Raw genomic sequence first — 25,757 nt, 5'->3', positions numbered from 1 at the left:
GAGACGCCCATGCCCTCATTCAGCCATACGATAGACAGCCATGTTTACCAGTTCGCCAGCCTGAAAGAGCTGCTGGCCAAGGCCACGCCGCTGCGTTCGGGCGACGTGCTGGCGGGCGTAGCGGCCGCCAGCGCGCGGGAGCGGGTGGCGGCGCAGCTGGCGCTGGCGGAAGTGCCGCTGTTGACCTTCCTCAATGAGGCGCTGGTGCCGTACGAAGACGATGAAGTCACGTGCCTGATCATCGATAGCCATGAGCGCGCCGCGTTTTCCCCCATCGCGCACCTGTGCGTGGGCGACTTTCGCGACTGGCTGCTCGACGACGCGACGGATACGGCCATGCTGGCGCGCGTCGCCGCCGGCATCACGCCCGAGATGGCGGCCGCCGTTTCAAAAATCATGCGCCTGCAGGACCTGGTGCTGGTGGCCAGGAAATGTAAAGTCGTCACGGCCTTTCGCAATACTCTGGGTCTGGATGGTTGCCTGTCCACGCGGCTGCAACCGAACCACCCGACCGATGACGCCACGGGGATTGCCGCGTCGATCCTCGACGGCCTGCTGCTGGGCAGCGGCGACGCCGTGATCGGCATCAATCCCGCTACCGACAATGTGGCGCAGGTGGTCTCGCTGCTGCACCTGCTCGATGCCGTCATCGACCAGTACCAAATCCCCACCCAGTCCTGCGTGCTCACGCACATCACCAATACCATCGAAGCGATACGCCGCGGCGCGCCCGTCGACCTGGTGTTCCAGTCGGTGGCGGGTACGCAGGCGGCCAACCGCAGCTTCGGCATCGACTTGTCCCTGCTGGCCGAGGGACAGGCGGCGGCCCTGTCGCTGGGGCGCGGTACCGTGGGCAACAACGTCATGTATTTCGAGACGGGGCAGGGCAGCGCCCTGTCGGCCGGCGCGCATCACGGCATGGACCAGCAAACGTGCGAAGCGCGCGCGTATGCGGTGGCGCGCGCGTATCAGCCGCTGCTGGTCAATTCGGTGGTGGGCTTCATCGGCCCCGAGTACCTGTATGACGGCAAGCAGATCATGCGCGCGGGGCTGGAAGACCATTTCTGCGCCAAGCTGCTTGGGCTGCCCATGGGCTGCGACGTGTGCTACACCAACCATGCGGAGGCGGACCAGGACGACATGGATGCCTTGCTGACCATGCTGGGCGTGGCCGGCTGCAATTTCATCATGGGCGTGCCGGGCGCGGACGACATCATGCTCGGTTACCAGAGCACCTCGTTCCACGATGCCCTGTATGCGCGCCGCGTGCTGGGCCTGCGTCCGGCACCCGAATTCGCGGCCTGGCTGGCGCGCATGCAAATCACCGATGCGCAGGGCCTTTTGCGCACGGCGCTGGCACCGGCCTTCCAGGCGGCCCTGCATCGCCTGGGGTCGCAAGTGTAAATTGACGCCCTGCGCTGCTGCGCTGGTGCGATAATCGGCAATCTCCCCATCCGACGCCAACATGCTGCCACCCGACCCCGATTCCCTCGACCCGCAGGACTGGGACGCCTTTCGCGCGCAAAGCCACCAGATGCTCGACGATATGCTCGACTATCAGCAGCAGATCCGCCAGCGGCCCGTTTGGCAGCCGGCGCCCGACAGCGTGCGTGCCCGCTTCGCGCAGCCGCTGCCACGCGCGCCGGGCGCACTGGCCGACGCCCACGCCAGCTTCCTGCAGGACGTGCTGCCCTATGCCGTTGGCAACGTGCATCCCGGTTTCATGGGCTGGGTGCATGGCGGCGGCACGCCAGTGGGCATGCTGGCCGAGATGCTGGCGGCGGGCCTGAATGCGAATGTGGGTGGGCGCAACCAGATGCCGGTCGAGGTGGAGCGTCAGATTTCGCGCTGGATGGCCGAACTGTTCGCCTTTCCGGATACGGCCAGTGGCATTTTCGTGACGGGCACCTCGATGGCCAACCTGATGGGCGTGCTGGTGGCGCGCACGCAGACGCTGGGCGTGGCCGCGCGCCAGCAAGGCTTGCAAGGCGCGCCTCTGGTGGCCTACACCTCGGCCGCCGCGCATGGCTGCATCGCGCAGGCCATGGACCTGTCGGGCCTGGGCACGGCCGCCTTGCGCCGCGTCGCCGTCAATGGGCGCCAGCAGATTGACGTCGCTGCCTTGGCCCATGCCATCGCCACGGACCGCGCGGCGGGCTTGCGTCCCTTCTTCATCGCCGGCACGGCCGGCACCGTCGACACGGGCGCCATTGACGATTTATCGGCGCTGGCCGCGCTGGCCGCGCGCGAACAGCTATGGTTCCACGTGGATGGCGCGTATGGTGCTCTGGGCATGCTCTCGCCCCAGATAGCCCCCCTGCTGGCCGGGATCGAACTGGCCGATTCGCTGGCCTTCGATTTTCACAAGTGGGGACAGGTGCCGTATGACGCGGGCTTTTTCCTGGTGCGCGACGGCGCGCGGCACATGGCCGCCTTTGCCGCGCCGGCCGCGTACCTGCGGCGCGAGGCGCGAGGCCTGGCCGGCGGCTCGCCATGGCCCTGCGACTTCGGCCCCGATCTGTCGCGCGGTTTCCGCGCCCTGAAAACCTGGTTCACCTTCAAGGTGCATGGCGCCGAGCGCATGGGTGCGGCGATCGCCCACACCTGCGCGCTGGCGCGCTACCTGGCAGAACGCGTGCAAGCCACGCCGGAACTGGAACTGCTGGCGCCCGTGACGTTGAATATCGTGTGCTTCCGCCATCGCGGCGTGGCCAGCGGCGATGGCGACGCCTTCAATGGCGAGATCGTCGCCGACCTGCACGAGTCGGGGATCGCTGCGCCATCGACCACCACCATCGGCGGCAAGCTGGCCATACGCGCCGCCATCGTCAATCACCGCACGCGTGCCGAGGATATCGACGCGCTGCTTGCGGGCGTGCTGCGCTTCGGCGCGGCGCGCCTGTCTTGAAGGGAATGTCCATGTACGATTTGATGCAACACGCGGCCACGCCGTATTCGCCGCTGATCGGGCTGGCGCCGTTGATGCGCCACGCCTTTCTGCGGCACGACCTGGCGCCGCTGGGTGAAGCGCTGCTGGCGCGCGCGCAGGCGCACCCCGAGGACGCGCATGCCTATATGGATTTTTCCATCGTGCTGCAGCTGAAAGGCCAGCGTGAGATGGCGCTGGCCGTACAGGCGCAGGCGATCGAACTGCAGCAGTTGTATGTACTGCCCGCGCAAGCCCCGGCATCCGGGCCGGGCATCAAGGTGCTGATGCTGACGGGGCCGGGAGACCTGATGTCAAATACGCCGATTGAATTTCTCGTCGAGCAGTCTGACGTGACGCTCGAACTGCTGTATGTCACGGCAGAGGGGGCCTGGCCGGACGAAGTGCCGCAGCATGACGTGCTGCTGGTCGGTGTGGCCGAATCGGATGCGAACCAGCCCTTGCTGGCGCGCCTGGCGCAATTCGTGCGGGACTGGCCGCGCCCCGTCGTCAACCTGCCGCAGCATATCGCGCATACTTCGCGTGATGGCCTGTGCGACAAATTGCAGGGCCTGGCCGGCGTGGCCATGCCGCGCACGGCGCGTATCAGCCGCGAACAGCTGGCAGCGCTTGCGTCCGGACAAATACCGCTCGACGCGGTGCTTCCCGGCGACGCCTTTCCCCTGATTGTGCGTCCTCTCGGTTCGCATGCTGGCCATGACCTTGAAAAGATGACGCAGGCGAGTGACTTGCTCGCGTATCTGCAAAGCGTCGACGCCGAACGTTTTTATATTTCCCGCTTTGTCGACTATCGCAGCGAGGATGGGCAGTTCCGCAAGTACCGCATCGTGCTGATCGACGGCTTGCCATATATCTGCCACTTCGCCGTCTCGTCGCACTGGATGATTCACTACCTGAACGCGGGCATGGATGAAAGCGCGGCCAAGCGCGCCGAGGAAGCGCAGTGCATGCTGAACTTCGAACATGCGTTTGCGCGGCGCCACGCTGCCGCACTGCGCGCCATCGATGCACGCATGGGCATGCCCTACCTGGGTATCGACTGTGCCGAAACCCGCGACGGCGAGTTGCTGGTCTTTGAGGCCGACAACGCCATGATCGTGCATGCCATGGATGCCGAAGAGATGTATCCGTACAAGCGTCCGGCCATGCATAAGGTATTCACTGCTTTTCGCGCCATGCTGGCGCGGGCGGCGGCCGGTAACTGATCAGCTGCCGAGCAGCTGCTCCAGCAGCCGGCGCTTGGCCGCGCTGCGCCCGGCCTCCCAGTAGTTGTCGAACTGCAGTAGCAGTTTGCCATCGCGGTGAATGCGGATGCACTGCGGTTTGCCCAGCATGATGGCGTGCACGTAGCTGGCGAATGACTCGGCAAAGTCTTCATGCATGCTGGTGGCCGCATACAGGGTGGCGAAGTTCGCGCCGCGCAGCTGCGCGTAGGCGTCCGGCATCTGGCTGGCGGCCAGGCGAGGCGCCTGGTAGTACGCGATATCGCCACGTAGCGGGAAGTCGTTTCCGGGCAGGGGCACGACCTCTTTCTCCGGCGTGATGCGCCAGGCCAGGGGCAGGTAAAGGTAGTCGTCCGTCTCGCGCATGGCCTGCGCATCGTTCCACCATTCTGGCAGCAAGCCCCTGCCAGCCGCCAGCACATGACCGAATTCATGCAGCAGCAGGTATTGCAGCGCGCCTTGGCGGTGATCGTCCTGCGGCGCGGCGATCTGCGCTTCCAGGCGGTAGCCGTGCACTGGCGTGAACGGCGTATTTTCTTTCCAGCTCGCCCAGGCATTCGCCGTGCGCGCCTCGAACGCATCCACATCGAGCGCCACCACCACGCCCAGGATCACCCCTTCGGCGCTGGCGACGATATCGCTGATGGCCGAGGAACCCAGTTGCCGCGCAAAACGCACGCCCAGCAGCACGCCATCGAGCAGGGCCAGCACGCAAGCCGGCATGCCGGCCATCGCCGCGCGCACATCGGCGTGAAAGTCGGCACGCACTTCTGTCGAGGCAGGCTTCGCGGCCACGCCGATGGACGCATTGACTTGCGCTACATGGGCGATGATTTCATCCTGGGCGGGACCGAGACGCTCAAGCAGGGGCAAGTCGTATTGCTGGTCCCACAGCGTGGCATCGGCTGCAACAATCATGGTACTCCTCGAATGGATAGGGACGGTGATAACATGCTTAGCGGCGCAGTGTAGCAAGGATACGCATGCGCGGGGAGGATGACATGGCTGACAAGCACACCTTTGGCGACAGTTCCTGGCAAGCCCTGCGCCGGCATACGGCGGCGCGCATCGCGCTCGGGCGCCACGGCGTCAGCGTGCCGACCAGCGCGCAGCTGGCGTTCCAGCTGGCCCACGCACAGGCGCGCGACGCCGTGCACCTGGCGCTCGATGGCGAGGCCCTGGCACGCGCCTTGGCCGCGCAAGGGCAAGACTGCGTGCAGCTGCACAGCGCCGCCACCACGCGCGCCGAGTATCTGCAACGCCCCGATCTTGGGCGCCGGCTCGACGACGTTTCACGCGCGCTGCTGGTGGCCGGTGCTACGCGAGTCGACCTGGCGCTGGTGGCGGCCGATGGCCTGTCGGCGCTGGCGATACAACGCCACGCGGCGCCGTTCCTGGCCGCCTTGCGCGCACGGCTGGCGGCAGAAGCGTGGACGCTGTCGCCGGTGTACGTCGTGGCGCAGGGGAGGGTGGCCATCGGCGACGAGGTGGGGCAATTGTTGCAGGCGAAGGCTGTGCTGGTGCTGATCGGCGAGCGGCCGGGCCTGAGTTCCCCGGACAGCCTGGGCCTGTATCTGACGTGGGCACCCACAGTGGGCTTGCTGGACGAGCGCCGCAACTGCATCTCGAACGTGCGTCCCGAGGGCCTGGCGTATGCGCAAGCGGCGTACCGGCTGCACTACCTGCTGGCGCAGGCATTTACCAGACAGTTGTCGGGCGTGGCATTGAAGGATGAAACGCTGGAAGAGGGCGCGGCCCTGGCGGGCTCGCGCAACTTCCTGCTGGAGTGATCAGACTTCGCGGATTTCGTCCAGCGGCCAGCGCGGGCGCACATTGAACGAGTAATCGTACTTGGCGGCGTTTGGGTTGATCTGCAGGCGCATGGCGCCGGCAAAGGCGATCATGGCGCCGTTATCGGTACAGAATTCCAGCTCCGGGTAATACACCTTGAAACGCTTCTTGGCGGCGGCCGCGTTGAGCGAAGCGCGCAGCTGCACGTTGGCGCCCACGCCGCCGGCGATCACCAGGCGTTTCAAGCCCGTGTGCTTGAGGGCCGCCACGCATTTGGCCGTCAGCACGTCGACGATGGCGTCGACGAAGCCGCGCGCGATATTCGCCTTGTCCTGCTCGCAGATATTGGCGATGACTTTTTCTTCATGGTTCTTCACCACCGTCAGCACGGCCGTCTTCAGGCCGGAAAAGCTGAAATTGAAATCCTTCGAGTGCAGCATCGGGCGCGGCAGCTTGTACGCCAGCGGGTCGCCGAATTCGGCCAGGCGTGAAATGGCGGGGCCGCCCGGATAACCGAGGCCCAGCAGCTTGGCCGACTTGTCGAACGCCTCGCCAGCCGCATCATCGAGCGTTTCGCCCAGCATCGTGTACTGGCCCACGCCATCAACGCGCATCAGCTGCGTGTGGCCGCCCGACACCAGCAGCGCGATGAAGGGGAATTCCGGCGGCTCGGATGCCAGCAATGGCGATAGCAGATGGCCTTCCAGGTGGTGGATGCCCAGCACCGGCTTGTTGATGGCCAGGCCCAGGCTGCAGGCGACGGAGGAACCGACCAGCAGCGCGCCGGCCAGGCCCGGACCTTGCGTGTAGGCGATGGCATCGATCTCGGGCAGGGTGATGCCGGCCTTCGTCAGGGTCTCTTCCAGCAGCGGGATGGCGCGGCGGATATGGTCGCGCGACGCCAGTTCCGGCACCACGCCGCCATATTGCTCGTGCATGGCGACTTGCGAATAGAGGGCGTGCGACAGCAGGCCGCGTTGCGTGTCGTACAAGGCCAGGCCGGTTTCGTCACAGGAGGATTCGACGCCAAGAACAATCATGAAGGTGCTAAATAGGGAGGAGTAATCCGCCATTGTAAAGGAAAGCCGGGCAGTCCAGCGTGCGGCCGGCGCACCATTTCGGCGGCAGTGTGCACTTGCGCAGTGCGCCGCAGTGGTGTTTTGCTCCCGATTTCCCCCTTTTTTTGCCTGTGTTGGCACTGGCACCGCTTTTGCTTAGGCAAGCGTGTGCCTTTTTCAAGGAGCTAGCAATGCCGGAACAATGGAAAATGATTTGCCGCCTCAAGGACATGCCGCAGGCGGGCGCGCGCATGGTGCAGCGGGGACTGGCGTGGCAGGACTTGCCGGGCGTGGCGCTGTTTCGCGCGGCTGACGATACGGTGTACGCGCTGCTCGACACGGTGCCCTGCCTGGGCGGTCCGCTGGCGCACGGGGTGCTGATGGAGAAAAACCTGATGGGGCCGAAGAACAGCTGGATCATCGAGCTCGATTCGGGCCGCCTGGTGGCGCCCGTGCAGGGCATGGCGCGCACGTACGCCGTGCGCATCATGGACGGGCGCATCTACCTGGACGTCAATGAACTCAATATCCCGGCCAGCAAGGCCGAACAGGCGCTGGCGGGATCGTACGCCGTGCTGCCGCATGTGCAGATGGCGTGATATGCCTGGTGGTGGTGTCGGCTTACGCGCTGCGCGCCAAGCCGACCTGTGGCCGGCCGGGTAGGTCGGATTAGGCCCACAGGGCCGTAATCCGACAACATTGTTGGCCGTAATATTTTACGCCGGGCGATTGACCAAATGCGCATGCGCATCGCGCAGCATGGTCGCCGTCGTGTCCCAGTCGATGCAGCCGTCGGTGACGGAGCAGCCGTAGGTCAGTTGCGACAGGTCTTGCGGGATCTTCTGGTTGCCGCCAACGATGTTCGATTCGATCATCACGCCCACCAGCGAGTGGTTACCCTGGCGGATCTGGTTGACCACGTCGGCCATCACCAGCGGCTGCAGTTCCGGCTTTTTATAGCTGTTCGCGTGCGAGCAGTCGACCACCAGGTTGGCCGGCAGCTTGGCCTTGGCCAGCGCCTGTTCGGCGATGGCGATCGAAACCGAATCGTAGTTCGGGCGGCCGTCGCCGCCGCGCAGCACCACGTGGCCATACGCGTTGCCGCGCGTGCGCACGATGGCGACATTGCCTTCGGCGTTAATGCCCAGGAAGGAGTGCGGGTGCGCCGACGACAGGATCGCGTTGACGGCGATGCTGATGTCGCCATCTGTGCCGTTCTTGAAGCCGACTGGCGTCGACAGGCCGGACGACATTTCACGGTGCGTCTGCGATTCCGTGGTGCGCGCGCCGATGGCGGTCCAGGCGATCAGGTCGCCCAGGTATTGCGGCGAGATCGGGTCCAGTGCTTCGGTGGCGGTAGGCATGCCCAGTTCGCACACGTCGAGCAGGAACTTGCGCGCCTTTTCCATGCCTTCGTTGACCTTGAACGAATCGTCCATGTACGGGTCGTTGATATAGCCCTTCCAGCCCGTGGTGGTACGCGGTTTTTCGAAATACACGCGCATCACCAGCAGCATCGTGTCCTTGACTTCCTCTTGCAGCGCTTTCAGGCGGCGTGCGTAATCGAGGCCGGCGACGGGGTCGTGGATCGAGCACGGACCGACGACGACGAACAGGCGCTGGTCCTTGCGGTCGATTATGTTGCGCAGCGCTTCGCGGCCGCGGCTGACGGTGTCGAAGGCACTCTCCGACAGCGGCAGTTTGGCGTGCAGTTCGGCCGGTGTCGGCATGGGCGCGAAGGAAGTGACGTTGATATTTTCGATGTCTGGCGTATTCATGATTCTGGCTCGGCTTTCGCTATTGCGTTCTTTAAGAGGCAATAGTGTAGCGGAAATGCGGCCTGGCGGCGTGGCTGGCCGCCAAATGGCAGCGGATGAGTTGTTATTGTGGCAGGCTGCGCTTCCTGGGGCGCCACGCCCGCGCTTCCGCTCGCCCGGCTGTTGCATCGGCGCCAATCCGTGTAAGCTGGCGCCATGACGACTGTTTCCATCCCCCATACCGATGTGGCCGGTGAGCCATTCCCCGCTGCACGTTTCATCAAAGAAATAGGACGCGGCAAGAACGGCGCGCGCAGCATGACGCGCATGGACGCTTGCGCCCTGTACCGCGCCATGCTCGAGGGCCGCGTGTCGGACCTGGAACTGGGCGGCATTTTGTTGTCCATGCGCATCAAGGGCGAGTCCGTGGACGAGATCGCCGGTTTCCTCGATGCGGCCGAAGCGTCGTTCACCCCGCTGGCCGCGCCGGCCGGTGAATTTGCTCCGATCATCATTCCCAGCTATAACGGCGCGCGCAAGATGGCCAATCTGACGGCCTTGCTGGCGCTGCTGCTGGCGCGCGCGGGGGCGCCCGTGCTCGTGCATGGCGTGACCAGCGACCCGGGCCGCATCACCACGGCCGAAGTGCTGGCCGCGCTGGGCGTGCCCGCCTCGGCGGACCATGCGCAGGCCGAGGCCGCCATGATGCGCGGGGAAGCCGCCTTTTTGTCCATCGAAGCGCTGGCGCCGCGCCTGGCACACATGCTGTCGCTGCGGCGCGTGCTGGGCGTGCGCAATTCCACGCATACCCTGGTGAAGATCATGCAGCCGTTCGCCGGGCCGGTTCTGCGCCTGGTGTCGTACACACATCCGGAATACCTGGAAATGCTCGGCGAATATTTCCTGACCGCCTCTGATCCCGCGCGCGGCGACGCTTTCCTGATGCGCGGTACGGAAGGCGAGACGGTGGCCAACGCCAACAAGGCGCAGCAGATCGACTGGTTTCACGGGAGCGAACGCACGGTGCTGGTGGAAAAGCAGTTGCTGGTCGAGGAGTTGCCGCATCTGCCCGCCGAGCGCGATGCGGCTACCACGGCCGTCTGGATCGCCGCTGTGCTGCGCGGCGAGGTGCCCGTGCCGCCGTCGATCGCCGGGCAAGTGGAGCAATGCCTGATGGCATCGCGGCAGATTGCTGCACGGCCGCGCTAGCCGCGTCGCCGCAGTTTACAATGGCGTCTTTGTAATCAGCGGTGAGCGGAATTCTTATGGCAAAACAATTTGATGTGGCAGTGATCGGCGCGGGCGCGGCCGGCATGATGTGTGCGGCTGTTGCCGCCCAGCAAGGCAAGCGCGTGGTGTTGATCGATCACGCGGCCAAGCTGGCCGAAAAGATCCGCATCTCGGGTGGTGGACGGTGTAATTTCACCAATATTAACGCCACCCCGCAAAATTTCCTCTCGGAAAACCCGCATTTCTGCAAGAGTGCGCTGTCGCGCTACACGCCGCAGGATTTCCTCGCGCTGGTGAAAAAATACCGTATCGGCTACCACGAGAAGCACAAGGGCCAGCAATTCTGCAATGAATCGGCCGAGCAGATCATCGACATGCTCAAGGACGAGTGCGCCGCTGGCGGCGTGCACTGGCGCATGCCGTGCAAGATTGATAATGTTGCCCAGCAAGCTGACGGTGGCTTCGTGCTGCAGACGGATAGCGGCGACATCGAGACGGCCAGCATCGTCATCGCCACGGGCGGGCTGTCGATCCCGAAGATCGGCGCCACGGATTTTGCCTACCGCATCGCCAAACAATTCGATCTGATGATGGTCGAGCCGCGTCCGGCCCTGGTGCCGCTGACGTTCGATGCGGACAACTGGGCGCCGTTCGCGGAACTGTCCGGCATCGCCCTGGAAGTGGATGTGGAAACGGGCAGCCTGAAAGGACGCAAGGCAACGGGCGCGCGTTTCCGCGAAGATTTGCTGTTTACCCATCGCGGCCTGTCCGGTCCGGCGATTTTGCAAATTTCCAGCTACTGGCTGCCAGGCGAGCCCATCGTCATCAATCTGCTGCCGGAAGTGGACGTGGCGCAGACCCTCATCGAAGGCAAGGGTACCCTGAAGAAGCAGTTGGGCAATATCGTCGCGCAATGGCTGCCGCAGCGCCTGGCTGACTGCTTGCTGGCCGTCAACGGCCTGGCGCCGGATGCGCGCATCGCCGACATGCCCGACGCCCAGCTGCGCAAGCTGGGGCAGGCCATCAATGCCTGGTCCATCGTGCCGAACGGCTCCGAAGGCTACCGCAAGGCCGAAGTGACACGGGGCGGCATCGACACGCGCGAACTGTCGCAGCAGACAATGATGGCCAATAAAGTGCCGGGCCTGTACTTCATCGGCGAAGCGGTGGACGTGACGGGCTGGCTGGGCGGCTACAACTTCCAGTGGGCCTGGGCCTCGGGCGTGGCGGCAGGAATTGCCTTGCAGTAATACTTGGTTGTTGCGTGGCCGCAGTTTGTGACCGCAGGTGATAATTTTCTTGACTTCAATGAAACGGTGTTGAATACTTGGCATGTAAATTGACTTCCAGACATTTTCTGTGTCTGATGGCAATTAAATAAACATTACCCTGGAGTCACCATGAAACGCCTGATCGCCGCCGCTGCAGTTGCCTTGCTCAGCACCAGCGCCTTTGCCAGCACGCCCGTGCTGAGCAATGGCGGTTTTGAAAACAATACCGTCGGTGGCGGCTATGTCTATGGCGACGTGGCGCCGGGCTGGAGTTTCACCGGTGGCGCCGGCGTGTCGGCCAGCTACACGGCCTGGAATGGCGTGGCGCAGGAAGGTAACGCCTTTGCGTTCCTGCAAAACACGGCATCGGTCTCGCAAAGCTTCGTCAGCGCGGGCGCGGCCAATTACACCTTCGCCTTCAACCTGGCGCTGCGCCCTGGTTACGACCAGGGCCAGTCCGTGACGGTCAGCCTGGACGGCACGCAACTGGGCCAGTATGGCGTGAGCAACACGGGCTGGACCAGCTTCAATGTGAATGCGCTCAACATCGGCGCAGGCAGCCATACCTTGAGCTTTGCCGGCACCAATCCGGGCAATGCCCGCGATACTTCGGCCTTCCTGGACGGCGTCAGCATGAATGTCAGCGCCGTGCCGGAACCCGGCACGTATGCCATGCTGCTGGCTGGCCTGGGTTTGCTGGGTTTCATGGCGCGCCGCCGCAAGATGGCCGTTTAAGCGATGCTGCCGTCCGGATGCGTGGTTTACGCCACAACCGGGCGGCAATCTCAGGCGACAAGCCGCACGCAAGCGGGGGAGGGGCTTCCCTTTCCGAATAAAAGCTGCTACTATCTATCTCTTCCTATACACCACCTCAACGGTTTGAATTTTACATGACCACTATTCGCCTTAAAGAAAACGAGCCGTTCGAAGTCGCAATGCGTCGCTTCAAACGCACCATCGAAAAAACGGGTCTGCTGACCGAATTGCGCGCACGCGAATTCTACGAAAAGCCAACAGCTGAGCGCAAGCGCAAGCTGGCAGCTGCTGTAAAGCGTCATTACAAACGCATCCGCAGCCAACAACTGCCGAAAAAATTATTCTAAGACTGTTCAGTCAGAACCAACCCGGGTAGTTCGGCGCATTGTTCGCCACGGGTTTTGTTTTGATTCGCCTGGAGTGATACTTCAGATGAGTCGCATACCCGCTCCGGTTCGCCGCAGCGGGTTTTCGCTTTTGTGGCTGCCTGCTTGGAGCGCACACATGAGTATCGACCCCACTTACCAACACGAGGATTGCCATGAGCTTGAAAGAACAAATTACCGAAGACATGAAAAACGCCATGCGCGCCAAGGAAGCGGGCAAGCTGGGCACGATTCGCCTGTTGCTGGCGGAAATCAAGCGCAAGGAAGTCGACGAGCGCATCGAATTGACGGATGCCCACGTGACGGCCATCGTGGAAAAAATGATCAAGCAGCGCAAGGATTCGATCACCCAGTTCGAAGCCGGTGGCCGTGCCGACCTGGCCGACATCGAAAAAGCCGAGCTGGTGCACCTTGCGGGCTACATGCCTGCCGGCCTGTCGGATGAAGAAGTGGCGGCCGAAGTGGCTGCCGCCGTGGCCGCCTCGGGCGCCGCCGGTCCACAAGACATGGGCAAGGTCATGGCCATCGTCAAGCCGAAGCTGGCCGGTCGCGCCGACATGACGGTGGTGTCCGCCCTGGTCAAGAAAGCCCTGACGCCGGCAGCGTAAGCATGTCATAGTAGTAATCTAGTAATCGGCTGCCGGCCCATGCTGGCAGCCGCTCAAATCGCCCACACGTTGACCTGGCTCAACCTCAGGCCACGTGCGGTAGTATAGTCTGACCTATAACAAGACCCGCCCTAGCCAGTGATACCTCAATCCTTCATTTCCGATTTGCTCAACCGCGTCGATATCGTCGATGTGGTGGGCCGCTATGTGCAACTGAAAAAAGGCGGCGCCAATTTCATGGGCTTGTGCCCGTTCCACAGTGAAAAATCGCCCAGCTTTACCGTCAGCCCCACCAAGCAGTTCTACCACTGCTTCGGCTGTGGTGCGCATGGCACCTCGATCGGTTTCCTGATCGAGTACTCGGGCATGGGCTTTGTCGATGCCGTCAAGGACCTGGCGCAGAACGTGGGCATGGTCGTGCCGGAAGCGGATGACAAGATCCCGCCAGCCCAGCGCGCGCAGATCCAGGCGCAAAGCATGGCCCTGTCCGACGCCATGACGCAGGCCTGCGATTACTACCGTGGCCAGTTGCGCCACGCGCCGGAAGCCATCGCCTACCTGAAGAACCGGGGCTTGACGGGCGAAGTGGCCGCTCGCTTCGGCATGGGTTTTGCGCCCGGCGGCTGGGACAATTTACGTTCCGTCTTCCCCGATTACGACGTGACCGCCCTGGCCGAGGCCGGTCTCGTGATCGACAAGGTCGATGAAGAGGGCAATAACCGCAAGCGCTACGACCGTTTCCGCGAACGCATCATGTTTCCGATCCGCAATACCAAAGGCCAGGTCATCGCCTTTGGCGGGCGCGTGCTCGACCATGGTGAACCGAAATACCTGAACTCGCCGGAAACCCCCTTGTTTTCCAAGGGTTTCGAACTATATGGACTGTTCGAGGCGCGCCAGGCCATCCGCGACGCCGGCTATGTGCTGGTGACGGAGGGTTACATGGACGTGGTGGCGCTGGCGCAGATGGGTTTCCCGCAGGCGGTGGCGACCCTGGGCACGGCGTGCACGCCCACCCACGTGCAAAAACTGCTGCGCCAGACCGATAACGTGATTTTCAGCTTCGACGGCGACAAGGCCGGCCGCCGCGCCGCCCGCCGCGCGCTGGAAGCGAGCCTGGCCCACGTGTCGGACAACAAGACCATCAAATTCCTGTTCTTGCCGTCGGAACACGATCCGGATAGCTATATCCGCGAATTCGGCACCGAAGGTTTTGAACAGCAAGTGCATGAAGCCATGCCGCTGTCGCAATTCTTGCTGAAAGAAGTGTCGGGTGAGCATGATCTGTCGGAGCCGGAAGGACGCGCCCGCGTGCAGTTCGACGCCAAGCCCCTGCTGCAACTGATGGCGCCGTCGTCCCTGCGCCTGCAGATCGTGCGCGGCCTGGCGCAGCTGACGCAGTCTACGCCGGCCGAGATCGAAGCCCTGTTCGAGCTGGCGAAACCCGTTGCCGTGGCGCGCCGCGCACCGCCGAAATCGGGTCGCCCCGTGCCCGTGGGCCTGGAATTGAAGATCATGCGCATGCTGGTGGCGCATCCGCCCCTGAGCCTGCGCATCGACGAGGCCGCCCTGACCGCTTTCCAGCACCTGGGGCCGGATGCAGCCCATAGCCTGGGGCAGTTGGTGGCCGTGGGCCAGGCGCTGGGCGAACATGGCAGTTTCGCTGCCTTGGCGCAGCAATTGAAGGAGCTGGGCAGCGAATACGACGAGATCATCGGCGAGATTGCGGCCGGCACGGAATCCGATTACGACAGCGAATTGTCGTGGCTGGTGAGTACCATCCGCGAGATCAAATTGAATGCTTTGAAGGCGGAATTGCAGCAATTGTTTGCGTCGGGTTTGCCATCGGAGAAAATTGGTGTACGCTACCGCGAAATCACGCAGGAGCAAGGCGAGTTGGAGCGCGAACGCGATGCCGAGTTGGTGAATCGCTAATCTTGCTCTGGGGGTATGACGCGCACTGGAAAAACATTTTTCGCGTGCTATAATTAAATGCTAAGTATTGTGTGCTTTGGCAAGCTAGTTCTGTTTCGTAAATAGTATTTGTTTTCAGTAAGTTAGGCTCTTGATCGGCGCGGTGGATCGTGTCGGCAGCCAGGGCCAACTGGCGTTTTCAGCGTTGCGGGCAAGGCTCGCAGACGCTGGCAAGCCGCGCCAGGCTCTCGCTCCCAACGCGGTCGATGCAGGAATTTTTGCCGAGGCGGCTGGCAACAGCCGGTGGACAGGAATTGCTGCGCTTCCCGCGGATCGTGGCCGATGAGGTGTAAGTAACGTAACAGTGTCGGATTTGCGTTGTCGGCAGGTTCGAAGATGGTGGTTCCCGCAGGTAGACAGGGAACTGGCAGCAAACTTTATCCTAATCCACCGTAAAGCAAGTCGTTGTGTAATCGAAAGCGCCTGTGCCAATCAAGAAACCCGAATCCAAAGCGGCTGTAAAGCCCACTAAAGTTACCACGAAAGCCGAAAAGGCGCTCGACCGGCCAGAAGCGCGCGTGACCAGCGCGCCCGTGGTCAGCCAGACCACCGACGCCGCCACCCTGGCGGCGATCGATACGTCCGGGTATGTCTTGCCGTCGGTAAAAGTGCCAGGCCGCCGCGGCCGCAAGCCAAAAGAATTCCAGCCAGAAAATGATGAAGTCGCCGCCCTGAACGCCGTCGAGCGGGCCGAACTGAAGGCCGTCGACAAGGCCAAGGCCAAGGACCGCAAGGCGAAAGAGCGCGCGCTGCTGAAAGACGCTTTCTCGTCCGACACGGAAGCGAGCGAGGAAGAACTCGAGCGCCGGCGCCAGAAACTCAAGACCCTGATCAAGTTCGGCAAGGAACGCGGTTTCCTGACCTACGCGGAAATCAACGATCACTTGCCAGAAAACATCGTCGATCCGGAAGCCATCGAAGGCATCATCGGTACCTTCAATGACATGGGCATCGCCGTCTACGAACACGCGCCCGATGCGGAAACGTTGTTGCTGTCCGATAACGTTGCCGTTGTCACCAGCGATGACGAGGCGGAAGCGGCGGCTGAGGCTGCATTGTCGACCGTCGATTCCGACTTTGGCCGTACCACTGACCCCGTGCGCATGTACATGCGCGAAATGGGCTCGGTCGAGCTGCTGACGCGTGAAGGCGAGATCGAGATTGCCAAGCGCATCGAAGATGGCTTGAAAGACATGATACAGGCCATTTCCGCCTGTCCCGTGACGATTGCCGAGATCATCGCCGCCGCCGACCGCATCGCCAACGAAGAGATCAAGATCGACGAAATCGTCGACGGCCTCGTCGATGAAAGCGAACCGGTCGCCGCCGCTCCTGTCGTGGCCGCTCCCGTCGAAGAAGACGAGGAAGAAGGCGAAGCGGAAGAAGAGGAAGTCGAAGAAGAGGAAGAGGCGAACGCTTCCGGCGCGGCCGGCTTCTCCGCCGAGCAGCTGGAAACCCTGAAACGCACGGCGCTGGAAAAATTTGCCGTCATTTCGCAGCAGTTCGACAAGATGCGCCGCGCTTTCGAAAAAGAAGGCTACAACTCCAAGCCCTACGCCAAGGCGCAGGAAGCCATTTCGCAAGAGTTGCTGGGCATCCGCTTCACGGCCAAGGTGGTGGAAAAGCTGTGCGACACCCTGCGCGGCCAGGTCGACGAAGTGCGCCATATCGAGAAACAGATTCTCGACGTGGCCGTGAACCGCTGCGGCATGCCGCGCGCCCACTTCATCAAGGTCTTCCCCGGTAATGAAACCAACCTCGACTGGGTCGATGGCGAAGTCAACGCAGGACACGCGTACAGCGCCATCCTGGGCCGCAATATTCCAACCGTCAAGGAACTGCAGCAACGCCTGATCGACCTGCAGGCGCGCGTTGTATTGCCGCTGCCGGACTTGCGCAACATCAACCGCCAGATGGCGGCCGGTGAAATGAAGGCGCGCAAGGCCAAGCGCGAAATGACGGAGGCCAACTTGCGCCTGGTCATTTCGATCGCCAAGAAGTACACGAACCGCGGCCTGCAGTTCCTCGATCTGATCCAGGAAGGCAATATCGGCCTGATGAAGGCCGTCGACAAGTTCGAGTACCGCCGCGGCTACAAGTTCTCGACGTATGCCACTTGGTGGATTCGCCAGGCCATCACGCGCTCGATCGCTGACCAGGCGCGCACGATCCGCATTCCCGTGCACATGATCGAGACGATCAACAAGATGAACCGCATCTCGCGTCAGATCCTGCAGGAAACGGGCGCGGAACCCGATCCGGCCACCCTGGCGATCAAGATGGAAATGCCAGAGGACAAGATCCGCAAGATCATGAAAATCGCCAAGGAACCGATCTCGATGGAAACGCCGATCGGCGACGACGACGATTCCCACCTGGGCGACTTCATCGAGGACAACAACACCCTGGCGCCGGCCGACGCAGCGCTGCACGCGTCCATGCGGGGCGTGGTCAAGGACGTGCTCGATTCCCTGACGCCACGCGAAGCGAAAGTGCTGCGCATGCGTTTCGGCATCGAAATGTCCACCGACCATACGCTGGAAGAAGTAGGCAAGCAATTTGACGTGACGCGCGAGCGCATCCGCCAGATCGAAGCCAAGGCGCTGCGCAAGCTGCGCCACCCATCGCGCTCCGACAAGCTGAAAAGCTTCTTGGAAGGCAACTAGAAGCCAATAGGGCTTGACGTACGCCCCTGATACCCCTATCCTCGCGTGTCCGTTTCCAAAACGGCCGCGCGAGACGGGCATCAACAGCGCCGTCACGCCGCAGTCCCCCTTGGGCCTCTAGCTCATGCTTGGTTAGAGCAGCGGACTCATAATCCGTTGGTGCCGTGTTCGACTCACGGGAGGCCCACCAGAATTTGCAGCAATAGAATGAGCCCCGGCAGGTGACTGCCGGGGCTTTTTTCGTGCGCGAGATAATCACCGCAAGGTTTTGTTGTTCGCACGGGCTAGCTGGCTTCGTCACTATTTCCATCTTTATAGCAGTACGAAGCGCATAAGAGGCGTTGCGTACTTTGCCTGCCGTTCAATCTTGTATTTGCAATTGAGTACGTTGCAGGTCATCATTTTTTTCAATGCGGCCATGGTTGGGCTTGTGTCTGAATGGCGGACCTGACCCTGCCATTCTAATTTCATCTTATAGCGGTACGGAGTGCTTAGGAGGTGCTGTGCACTTTGCCTGCCGTTCGACCTTGTATTTGCAATTAAGTACGCTACAGGTCATTATCGTTGTTCAATGCGGCTATGGTTGGGCTTGTGTCTGAATGGCGGACCTGACCCTGCCACCTCATGAAGCAGATCCAATAGGACCTGAAAGAGCGGGGCTATGCAGAGTCATACGACCGTGTGGCAGCGTTTGCCAGGCAGTGAGAGGTGGGGCGAACAGAGTGGGGCAATTTTGCGAGCAAACGAACAGTGGTTGAAAAATTTATAGAATTGAGGTTTTTTATGGCGAGAGTAGAGTATTTGGCGATAATTCAAAAGGCAAAGACCTTTTGTGATTCTGACGCCGCATTTAATAATTTATTGCAGGTGGATTCTTCTATCGTTATTAAAAATGGGATTGTTTGCTTCGAGAATAATTTTTCTTGTAATTACAAGTTGGTCAGTGGGGATATAGCGGGTAGAGACCAACGATTCTTTCATATGCACTTTGATTTGAATGGTGAAATTGAAGAGAATTTAGTTGGGTTTACCAAATTTCTCAGGACTATAAAAATAATTCTATCAACTATAAATGCTCAAATTGCTACGCTTTGGGATGATATTTCATTTCATTATTCAAAGATTTCATATGTCGTAATTTATGAAATTGAGAATTTAATGAGGAAGTTGATATCTAATTTTATGCTTACTAAGATTGGAGTTCAGTGGATTGATGAAGCTGCTCCACAAGAAATAAAAGATATAATAGGTAAGGCAAAGCGCGCAGATAAAATTGATGTGTTGCATAATGTTGACTTTATTGATTTGGCAAATTTCTTATTGAAGCCTTATACCAATACGTCTGTAGATGAATTACATAAGAAAATTAGAGACAGTGTGGTTTTGGATGATTTTCAGTTGTTGGAATCATTGTTGCCAAAATCTAATTGGAATAGGTATTTTTCATCGCTTGTGAGCTGTGATGATATTTTTCTGAAGAAAATCTGGAATGAGTTATACGAGTTGCGCTGCATGGTTGCCCATAATTCAATAATTGGTAAGGCTCAGTATGATAATATAGTAAAACTATCGGGGCAATTAACCGATAAACTTGAAGATGCCTTAAAAAAACTACCTCAGGTCAAAGTCTCAGAAGCAGAAGCAAAAGAAATTGCAAGTAATGTATTTGAGAGTGCTGTTCAAGGTACATTTCTTCCAAGATGGCGAAGAATAGAAGCTGCTGTTCGAAACGCTGTACATGTTTGCAGACTAGAATCTCATGATTTTTTAAAGAATTGTGAAGCTCTGCATGCGCTCGGTGTATTTTCAGAGGTAGACCTAAATATGGTAAATGAGGCTATATTCCTTAGGCACGCTGTTTTACCTTATAATTCTGCTGAATCAAACTCAGTACTTGAAAATCGTTTAACTTATATTTTGAATCAACTATATGCGGTATTAAAATCGTCACAAAAACTGCAATCGATAAGAGATGAAAATTTTGTTCAATATTCGATGGCCGAATATGAACTGTCTTTGTTGCCAATAGATGATGAATAAATGATAAATTAGTATTTTCCACTTCGTGGGTTTTTTTGCCATATCGAGCATGTGTCTCATAATCCGTTGGTGCCGTGTTCGACTCACGAGAGGCCCACTAGAATTTGCAGCAAAAAAATCCCCGGCGGGTCACTGCCGGGGATTTTTTTATGCGCGAGACAATCGTCGCAAGGTTTGGCCGTTTGGATGGGCTGGTTCTGGCTTCGTCACTAATTTCATCTTATAGCGGTACGGAGTGCATAGGGGGTGCTGTCCACTTTGCCTGCAGTTCGACCTTGTATTTGCAATTAAATACGCTACAGGTCATTATCGTTGTTCAATGCGGCTATGGTTGGGCTTGTGTCTGAATGGCGGACCTGACCCTGCCACTCCTGCCACTCTACTAGTTCAAGACAGTAGTGCGTCTTTAAGTATAAATAAAAGATTGGATTTTAAATGGTTAGCTTCAATAATTTCCGCGTACTTGATGCGGAAAACGCAGACCTTGCTCGTGAACTGATTGATGCTTCGCCAGATCAGCGGTCTGACTTCTCGTCCTTTGTTAATCTTTGGATGGGTTTTAACGGCTGGATGGAGTGCGTGACTGACGCCGCCAACGATGCTGAAATGATTAATGCCCTTGTCAACCATCAACGGCTTTCCTCCGCATACGACGAACTTATGACAAGCCTTCCCCGTTTTCGTGATGAAGTGAACGTCTTCGCAGCTATGTGGCCAGTACTTAATGTGCGTGACGTTCGCCGAAAGCTAGGCCGAGATGCATTCTGGCGGTTGTCGCCGGCCGACCTCATGGATGAGGTCATAAGTGAAGGGGTTAAGCATCAGCCGCTGGGGTGGAGTGATGGAGATTTGCCAACTTGGCCGCAGTTACTAAGGACCGTATATGCTGTTAGATGCAATTTATTCCACGGGGCCAAATCACCACAGAACTTCCGCGACCATGAACTGGTAGTGGCCTGCGATAAAATCATTCGGATTTTTATCGAACAAACCGGCTGCTTCGAATGGCATGATTGAGTGGGCAAGGTACGCGACGTGTACTAGGCCAACCATGTCGGCGCATGCTTCGTGGCCACAGGCGAGGTAGGAAGCGAACACCTGAAAGGTGTGAATTGTTCTTGATGAGATGACGCCGCAAACCTGACTTGTAAGGTCACGCTTGACAAATGAGCGGTTGCGCTTTTCAATGGCATCCGTTCCCTCTCCGGTCTAATTGCTAGCTTCTGGTCCGCCTCTGGTCTCAAAAAGAAGGGTTTTTGTCTGAAGAATTTAGTTTGATCGTTGTAAAAACAATGACTTAGCGTTTAGTCTGCGCCGTAGTTCAAGGAACTCATAATCCGTTGGTGCCGTGTTCGACTCACGGGAGGCCCACCAGAATTTGCAGCAATAGAATGAGCCCCGGCGGGTAACTGCTGGGGCTTTTTTGTGCTGCCGTACAATCGCGGCATGGCGATTGATGAAGGATGAAACGAGATGACGGCTGAAGTGAAGATTGACGATATCGTCGTCGGTGATGGCAAGGCGGCGGCGCGTGGCGCGCTGATCACGGCGCATTACCGGGGCTGGCTGGAGGATGGCACGGAGTTTGACTCGTCGCACAAGCGGGGCGAGCCTTTCCGCTGTGTGTTGAGCAATAACAAGGTGATCCAGGGCTGGATTTTGGGTTTGCACGGCATGCAGGTCGGTGGCAAGCGCAAGCTGTGGGTGCCGGCGCATCTGGCGTATGGCGAGCGGCAGGTGGGTTTGATTCCGCCGCATTCCAATTTGATCTTCGAGATTGAATTGCTGGAAGTGCTGACGCGCGATTGATGTCTGGATGGTGTAATCAGGCAGATACGACGCCGGTTTTTTTCAGCAGCAGTTGCTCGACATCGGCGCGCAGCGCCTGCTGGGTGGGGAAGTTGGCATAGCGCAAGGTCACATAGCCGGCCAGCCTGAGCATGGCGTCGCGTTCCTTGTCCTGGCGTTCGCGGCCGGCGTGGCTGCTGTCGTCGAGCTCGATGACGGCGATGACATTCAGTTTCTTGCTGCACAGAACAAAATCGGCCACCTTGCGGTCGAAACGGTTTCTGTTTGCCCATCCTTTCGCCGTTACCAGCGCGGAAAACGCCACTTGCGCCAGCACCGTGCATTCCGGCAAGGCCGTCTGCAGCAGGTGGTACATCTGCTGCTCGCGTGCCGTCATGACGGGTTTGCTTTGCAGCCGCAGCGGCCTGCGCGACTTGCCAGTTTGGCGCTTGGCCAGCATGGCAAAGAACAGGATCAAGGCCGCGATGGCGAGCAGGGCGATGAAGGGCGGCATGGGCTGGCACCGGGATGGATGAGTCCTGATGGTACGCGAGTAGCGGCCTGTTTTCGTGCCGCTGCCAGCGTATTTCAGGTGGTGCGCTTGTGGAAGATCAAGCCTGTTTCAGCTTGACTTGCATCAGGTCCAGCACCGGCACGATCTCATGCAGGCTGGCCACTTCGCAAGTTGGGATGGCGGCCGAGGTATTGGCCATGCTGTCCGGGTTGAACCAGCAACTGTCGATGCCGTAGCGGTTGGCGCCGAGGATGTCGGCGTCCAGGCGGTCGCCGATGATGATCGTTGTTTCCTTGCGGAATGCGCGCGCCATGTTGGCGGCGTATTCGAAGAAGCGCACGTCCGGCTTGGCGTGGCCGCATGCTTCGGAGGTGGCGACGAAGGAAATGTAGTCGCTCAGGCCGGAGGCGGCGATGCGGCGGTTCTGGATGGATTCGACGCCGTTGGTGATGATGCCCACTTCGCCGATGCGCGACAGCGTTTCGCACACTTGTTTGGCGCCATCAATGAGCACGACCGTGTCCGGCAGCGATTCCAGATACAGGCGGCTGGCCAGTTCCGGGTCGATGGCGATGCTGTTCAGCGCAAACGTCTTGCGGAAACGCTCCACCTTCAGGAAATCCTTGCTGACGGTGCCCATTTCGAAACGTTTCCACAGGTCGACGTTGATCGCCTGGTACTGGGTGAACAGCGCGTCGATGCTGTCGCGCAAGCCCAGTTCGTGCATGGTGTGCAGGAACGAGCGTTTTTCGGACGCCCGGAAATCGAGCAGGGTATCGTCCAGGTCAAACAGGAATAGCTGGTAGGTCATGGTATGTATTGAAAGGAACTTGTCTTGCATCGTAGCACGTAGCGCTGAGTTCGGTTGGCGGTGCCCCGAGCGGGCGATCCGCTACAATCGCTGCCAGACTCGTCACTTTCACTCCATTCCTGCCATGACCCAGCTCTCCGTCAACGTCAACAAAATCGCCCTGCTGCGCAATGCGCGCGGCCGTAATTTCCCGGATCTGCTCGCGTTTTCCGCGCGCTTTCTCGATCTGGGCGCCGCCGGCATCACCTTGCACCCGCGCCCGGACCAGCGCCATGCGCGCTACGACGATGTTGCGCCATTGCAGCGCCTGTGCGCGGAGCGCGGACGCGAGCTGAATGTAGAGGGCTATCCGGCGGCGGAATTTCTGCAGGTCGTGAAAGATGCGCGACCCGCGCAATGCACGCTGGTGCCCGACATGCCGGGGCAATTGACGTCCGATCACGGTTGGAGTATTGAACAGCACGCGGCGCTGTTGCGTGCCGCCATTGCGCAATTGAACGACTTGGGCATCCGCGTCAGCCTGTTTGTCGATGCCGATTACCCGGCGCTGGAATGGGCGCGCGAGGTGGGTGCCGCGCGCGTTGAACTGTACACGGAGCGGTTTGCGGAAAGCCATGGCAGCGAGCAAGGCGATGCCGTGTTTGAGACGTATCTGCAGGCGGCGCGGCGGGCACAGGCGCTGGGCTTGGGCGTGAATGCCGGGCACGACCTCGATTTGCACAATCTGGCGCGTTTCCTGGACATTCCCGGCATCCTGGAAGTGTCGATCGGCCATGCGCTGGTGGTCGAATGTCTTGAGCTGGGCATGGACAAGGTGCTGGGCCGCTACCTTGAAATATGTCAATCGTAGGGCCGCCGCACATCGAACGCGCTTGCCGCTTGCTGACCTTGCTTACCAGTCATTTCTGAATGGATTTTTGCCTGTTTGACGCAACTGCGGGGAGTGGCTTGATGAGTGATACTGAGCGCACTATTTGCACTGGAAGCTGACTGTTTTCGTTCGCTGTGTAACGGCTGCGACGCACTGTTTGACGCCTGGCAAAGCCATGCGCAGGTAGCGCTCGGTACCGGCATACAGGCAGTCCACCTGAAACAGATATTGGGGCGCATCAAAATTGATATCCCAGCGTTGATACAAGGTGCTGGCGCGTGTCCATTCTCTAACTGGAGCCAGGATAGGCAAGGCTTCACCGTCTGTCGGCGGCTGATCCGCCGGATAGGACAGCACGCGCACGCTGTCGAGCCTGGCGGCTGGCAGGTTCCAGGTCGATGGAGCTGCTTGCGGGCAAGAAACGGACGCAACGGGGGCTGCGGCAGCTGGCCGCATCGCTGCGGCAGCGATGAGCAATGCCAGCAGTGCGAGCGGCTTCATTCCACCACCGAATAGAGTTCGGGGCGATTCGATGCCCCGGCCGCCGAACGGCCAAAGTGAATCACGCGGGCGCTGGGTTTGTGGTTACGCCATTGGTCGAAAATTTCAATGCCGCCAGGCACCTGGCGGATGAATAGCGCCGCATGGTTACCTTGCCGCAGATTCTGATAGCGGCCGTTGATGAAGGTGGCAATCACCGTGCCTTTCGACATGCCGCCTTTTTCCAGCAGGTCCGGCACTTTGTCTCCTTCGCGCCAAAGCGATGAGGCGCGGGCGCCAGCGAGGTGTCTGACCAGGGTAACGCACTCGCCATTTCCCACGATTTCTTTTTGCTTCGCATAGTCGGCGCGCGCAATGTAGGGCATAGCGTTTCTCTCTGTGGCTGACGATAGAGAGAGCGTACGCAAGGCGCGGGTAAGCAGCTTGATGTGTGCCAGAGCGGAGCATTGACATGTGTCATGGCCCTGCCTGGCACACTGACATGCTTACATATCCACCCACCAGTTGAGCAAGGTTTCATCATCGTCGTCATCGAGGTTGACGTAGATGTTGGCGAAGTACCATTCCACGCCCGTCGCCGTGCGGAAGGCATCGAAGGGGCCGTTGATGCTGTAGATGCCGTGGTGTCCCGGCACGCTGAAGGTGAGATTGCCCTTGTATTGGCCATCCATGGTGCCGCCCAGTTGCTCCTGCACGTCGCGCTCGAGCTGGTCGACTGCTTCTTGCGGCACGTCGTCGGCATAGATCTGGATGCAGAAGTTGCCGCCGCGCTTTAAGACTTCGGCGGGGGCGAGCGGGTCGACGATGCTGACGATGTCGCCGCGCGCCAGGTTCAGGGTCAGGCCGGGCGAGGCCAGCAGTTCGTAGACGTGTTCGTCGATCTGGCGCGCTGGCAGGGTTTCATACACGGGGCCGTCGCTGTTTTCGCCTGCCAGTACGCGGATGTGCGGCAAGCCTTCGCAATTGATGTCTTCCATTTATTCTTTCGTAATGCCGGCGCGCTGCGTTGCGGGTCGCGCCAGCGAGGGGGTTATGGCAATATTGTACCGGGACCGTGCCAGCTGGCGGGGTACGCAACGGTGCAAACGAGGAGACGCAATGGAGAATGCGGTGCAGGCAGGCGGTTGTTTATGTGGCGCCGTGCGCTTCGAAGTAACAGGCGAGGGCAGCAATCCGCACAGCTGCTCGTGCCGCAATTGCCAGCAGCACACGGGCGCGCCGACGGTGGCGTGGGTGGAATTTGCGCGCGATCAAGTGCGCTGGACGAGCACGGCCGGTGCACCGGCCACTTACCGTTCTTCCGCGTATTCCAGCCGGGCCTTTTGCGCCGCTTGCGGCAGTTCCATCGGTGCCATCGACGATGCGCCCACGGTGGCCTTGCTGGTGGGCAGTTTTGATGATCTTGGTCAAGCCGCGTTTGCGCCCGAATACCACTCGTTTGAAGATCGCAAGCCGCACTGGTGGTTGGTCGCCACTGCCGCTGCTGATGAGGGGCATCTGGTTTGCAGCAGAGTTAACGCCCCGGAATGAAAAAAGCACGCCGAAGCGTGTTCGCGCTGATTAAA

General features: G+C 59.9%; 25 protein-coding genes and 1 tRNA gene. 18 read left to right on the top strand and 8 right to left on the bottom strand.

From position 1 onward, the window contains the following. Nucleotides 1-9 precede the first annotated feature (9 nt). The 3 genes from ACP7EG_RS22995 (at nucleotide 10) to ACP7EG_RS22985 (ending at nucleotide 4,152) form a co-directional block, all read left to right on the top strand. Nucleotides 10-1,404 (top strand): ethanolamine ammonia-lyase subunit EutB, encoded by a 1,395-nt coding sequence (locus ACP7EG_RS22995; protein ID WP_426089437.1) that lies wholly within the window; start codon nucleotides 10-12, stop codon nucleotides 1,402-1,404. Between the two features lie 61 nt (nucleotides 1,405-1,465). Beyond that, complete coding sequence (locus ACP7EG_RS22990) at nucleotides 1,466-2,908, top strand: pyridoxal phosphate-dependent decarboxylase family protein (protein ID WP_426089436.1); 1,443 nt, start codon at nucleotides 1,466-1,468, stop codon at nucleotides 2,906-2,908. Nucleotides 2,909-2,919: 11 nt separating this feature from the next. Beyond that, nucleotides 2,920-4,152 carry an ATP-grasp domain-containing protein gene (locus tag ACP7EG_RS22985; protein ID WP_426089435.1) on the top strand — a complete coding sequence of 411 codons (1,233 nt, stop codon included), beginning with the start codon at nucleotides 2,920-2,922 and terminating at the stop codon, nucleotides 4,150-4,152. Here ACP7EG_RS22985 and ACP7EG_RS22980 read toward each other — a convergent pair whose 3' ends face one another. Beyond that, nucleotides 4,153-5,088, bottom strand: coding sequence for a hypothetical protein (locus ACP7EG_RS22980; RefSeq protein WP_426089434.1), 936 nt, complete (start codon nucleotides 5,086-5,088; stop codon nucleotides 4,153-4,155). It lies immediately after the preceding gene. Nucleotides 5,089-5,171: 83 nt separating this feature from the next. On the opposite strand from ACP7EG_RS22980, the gene eutC reads away from it, so the two are divergent. Continuing rightward, nucleotides 5,172-5,960 carry an ethanolamine ammonia-lyase subunit EutC gene (gene eutC / locus ACP7EG_RS22975; RefSeq protein WP_426089433.1) on the top strand — a complete coding sequence of 263 codons (789 nt, stop codon included), beginning with the start codon at nucleotides 5,172-5,174 and terminating at the stop codon, nucleotides 5,958-5,960. On the opposite strand, the gene tsaD is transcribed toward eutC, so the two are convergent. After that, complete coding sequence (gene tsaD / locus ACP7EG_RS22970; RefSeq protein ID WP_426089432.1) at nucleotides 5,961-7,001, bottom strand: tRNA (adenosine(37)-N6)-threonylcarbamoyltransferase complex transferase subunit TsaD; 1,041 nt, start codon at nucleotides 6,999-7,001, stop codon at nucleotides 5,961-5,963. It lies immediately after the preceding gene. A gap of 209 nt (nucleotides 7,002-7,210) precedes the next feature. On the opposite strand from tsaD, the gene ACP7EG_RS22965 reads away from it, so the two are divergent. After that, entirely contained in the window at nucleotides 7,211-7,618 is a 408-nt protein-coding gene (locus ACP7EG_RS22965; protein ID WP_282409793.1) for a nitrite reductase (NAD(P)H) small subunit, read from the top strand. Nucleotides 7,619-7,735: 117 nt separating this feature from the next. On the opposite strand, the gene ACP7EG_RS22960 is transcribed toward ACP7EG_RS22965, so the two are convergent. After that, nucleotides 7,736-8,797 (bottom strand): 3-deoxy-7-phosphoheptulonate synthase, encoded by a 1,062-nt coding sequence (locus tag ACP7EG_RS22960; RefSeq protein WP_426089431.1) that lies wholly within the window; start codon nucleotides 8,795-8,797, stop codon nucleotides 7,736-7,738. Between the two features lie 195 nt (nucleotides 8,798-8,992). On the opposite strand from ACP7EG_RS22960, the gene ybiB reads away from it, so the two are divergent. From ybiB to ACP7EG_RS22905, 11 genes are all read left to right on the top strand, one after another. Further along, nucleotides 8,993-9,985: a DNA-binding protein YbiB gene (gene ybiB / locus ACP7EG_RS22955; RefSeq protein ID WP_426089430.1), complete on the top strand. Its 993-nt coding sequence runs from the start codon at nucleotides 8,993-8,995 to the stop codon at nucleotides 9,983-9,985. Nucleotides 9,986-10,041: 56 nt separating this feature from the next. Next, entirely contained in the window at nucleotides 10,042-11,256 is a 1,215-nt protein-coding gene (locus ACP7EG_RS22950) for an NAD(P)/FAD-dependent oxidoreductase (RefSeq protein ID WP_426089429.1), read from the top strand. Between the two features lie 150 nt (nucleotides 11,257-11,406). Further along, a complete protein-coding gene (locus tag ACP7EG_RS22945; RefSeq protein ID WP_426089428.1) occupies nucleotides 11,407-12,012 on the top strand; it encodes an FxDxF family PEP-CTERM protein in 606 nt (201 codons plus the stop codon). 155 nt (nucleotides 12,013-12,167) lie between these two features. Further along, the gene (gene rpsU / locus ACP7EG_RS22940) at nucleotides 12,168-12,380 is read left to right on the top strand and encodes a 30S ribosomal protein S21 (protein WP_008451879.1); all 213 of its coding nucleotides are present in this window, start codon (nucleotides 12,168-12,170) and stop codon (nucleotides 12,378-12,380) included. A gap of 194 nt (nucleotides 12,381-12,574) precedes the next feature. Then, entirely contained in the window at nucleotides 12,575-13,027 is a 453-nt protein-coding gene (locus ACP7EG_RS22935; protein WP_058049818.1) for a GatB/YqeY domain-containing protein, read from the top strand. A 138-nt stretch (nucleotides 13,028-13,165) separates the two neighbouring features. Further along, nucleotides 13,166-14,962 (top strand): DNA primase, encoded by a 1,797-nt coding sequence (gene dnaG / locus ACP7EG_RS22930; protein ID WP_096237713.1) that lies wholly within the window; start codon nucleotides 13,166-13,168, stop codon nucleotides 14,960-14,962. Nucleotides 14,963-15,426: 464 nt separating this feature from the next. Continuing rightward, the gene (rpoD, locus tag ACP7EG_RS22925; RefSeq protein WP_219132863.1) at nucleotides 15,427-17,667 is read left to right on the top strand and encodes an RNA polymerase sigma factor RpoD; all 2,241 of its coding nucleotides are present in this window, start codon (nucleotides 15,427-15,429) and stop codon (nucleotides 17,665-17,667) included. A gap of 111 nt (nucleotides 17,668-17,778) precedes the next feature. After that, nucleotides 17,779-17,857: transfer RNA gene (locus tag ACP7EG_RS22920), tRNA-Ile, on the top strand. Nucleotides 17,858-18,417: 560 nt separating this feature from the next. After that, nucleotides 18,418-19,707, top strand: a complete 1,290-nt coding sequence (locus tag ACP7EG_RS22915; RefSeq protein ID WP_426089427.1) for a hypothetical protein — start codon at nucleotides 18,418-18,420, stop codon at nucleotides 19,705-19,707. Between the two features lie 435 nt (nucleotides 19,708-20,142). Next, nucleotides 20,143-20,724 carry a hypothetical protein gene (locus ACP7EG_RS22910; RefSeq protein ID WP_426089426.1) on the top strand — a complete coding sequence of 194 codons (582 nt, stop codon included), beginning with the start codon at nucleotides 20,143-20,145 and terminating at the stop codon, nucleotides 20,722-20,724. Between the two features lie 456 nt (nucleotides 20,725-21,180). Further along, entirely contained in the window at nucleotides 21,181-21,516 is a 336-nt protein-coding gene (locus ACP7EG_RS22905; RefSeq protein ID WP_426089425.1) for an FKBP-type peptidyl-prolyl cis-trans isomerase, read from the top strand. A gap of 16 nt (nucleotides 21,517-21,532) precedes the next feature. Here ACP7EG_RS22905 and ACP7EG_RS22900 read toward each other — a convergent pair whose 3' ends face one another. Continuing rightward, on the bottom strand, nucleotides 21,533-22,009 hold the full coding sequence (locus ACP7EG_RS22900) for a DUF2726 domain-containing protein (RefSeq protein WP_426089424.1): 477 nt from the start codon (nucleotides 22,007-22,009) through the stop codon (nucleotides 21,533-21,535). Nucleotides 22,010-22,106: 97 nt separating this feature from the next. Then, entirely contained in the window at nucleotides 22,107-22,820 is a 714-nt protein-coding gene (locus ACP7EG_RS22895; protein WP_426089423.1) for a YjjG family noncanonical pyrimidine nucleotidase, read from the bottom strand. A 124-nt stretch (nucleotides 22,821-22,944) separates the two neighbouring features. Here ACP7EG_RS22895 and ACP7EG_RS22890 point away from each other — a divergent pair, with 124 nt between their 5' ends. Further along, nucleotides 22,945-23,670, top strand: coding sequence for a pyridoxine 5'-phosphate synthase (locus tag ACP7EG_RS22890; protein WP_426089422.1), 726 nt, complete (start codon nucleotides 22,945-22,947; stop codon nucleotides 23,668-23,670). A 120-nt stretch (nucleotides 23,671-23,790) separates the two neighbouring features. Here ACP7EG_RS22890 and ACP7EG_RS22885 read toward each other — a convergent pair whose 3' ends face one another. The 3 genes from ACP7EG_RS22885 to ACP7EG_RS22875 form a co-directional block, all read right to left on the bottom strand. Then, nucleotides 23,791-24,192 carry an STY0301 family protein gene (locus ACP7EG_RS22885; protein WP_426089421.1) on the bottom strand — a complete coding sequence of 134 codons (402 nt, stop codon included), beginning with the start codon at nucleotides 24,190-24,192 and terminating at the stop codon, nucleotides 23,791-23,793. Next, nucleotides 24,189-24,557, bottom strand: a complete 369-nt coding sequence (locus ACP7EG_RS22880; protein WP_426089420.1) for a BPSL0067 family protein — start codon at nucleotides 24,555-24,557, stop codon at nucleotides 24,189-24,191. Before ACP7EG_RS22880 ends, ACP7EG_RS22885 begins: the two co-directional genes overlap by 4 nt. A gap of 120 nt (nucleotides 24,558-24,677) precedes the next feature. Continuing rightward, nucleotides 24,678-25,169, bottom strand: a complete 492-nt coding sequence (locus ACP7EG_RS22875) for a DUF4265 domain-containing protein (RefSeq protein ID WP_426089419.1) — start codon at nucleotides 25,167-25,169, stop codon at nucleotides 24,678-24,680. Nucleotides 25,170-25,290: 121 nt separating this feature from the next. Between ACP7EG_RS22875 and ACP7EG_RS22870 the strand changes: the two genes are divergently transcribed. Further along, a complete protein-coding gene (locus ACP7EG_RS22870; protein WP_426089418.1) occupies nucleotides 25,291-25,722 on the top strand; it encodes a GFA family protein in 432 nt (143 codons plus the stop codon). The last annotated feature ends 35 nt before the right edge of the window (nucleotides 25,723-25,757 follow it).

The sequence above is a fragment of the Janthinobacterium sp. PSPC1-1 genome (genome assembly GCF_049897625.1).
GTDB lineage: Bacteria > Pseudomonadota > Gammaproteobacteria > Burkholderiales > Burkholderiaceae_D > Janthinobacterium > Janthinobacterium tructae.
Note: the sequence above shows the minus strand (reverse complement) of the source record. Positions and strands in the feature narration are given on the sequence as shown.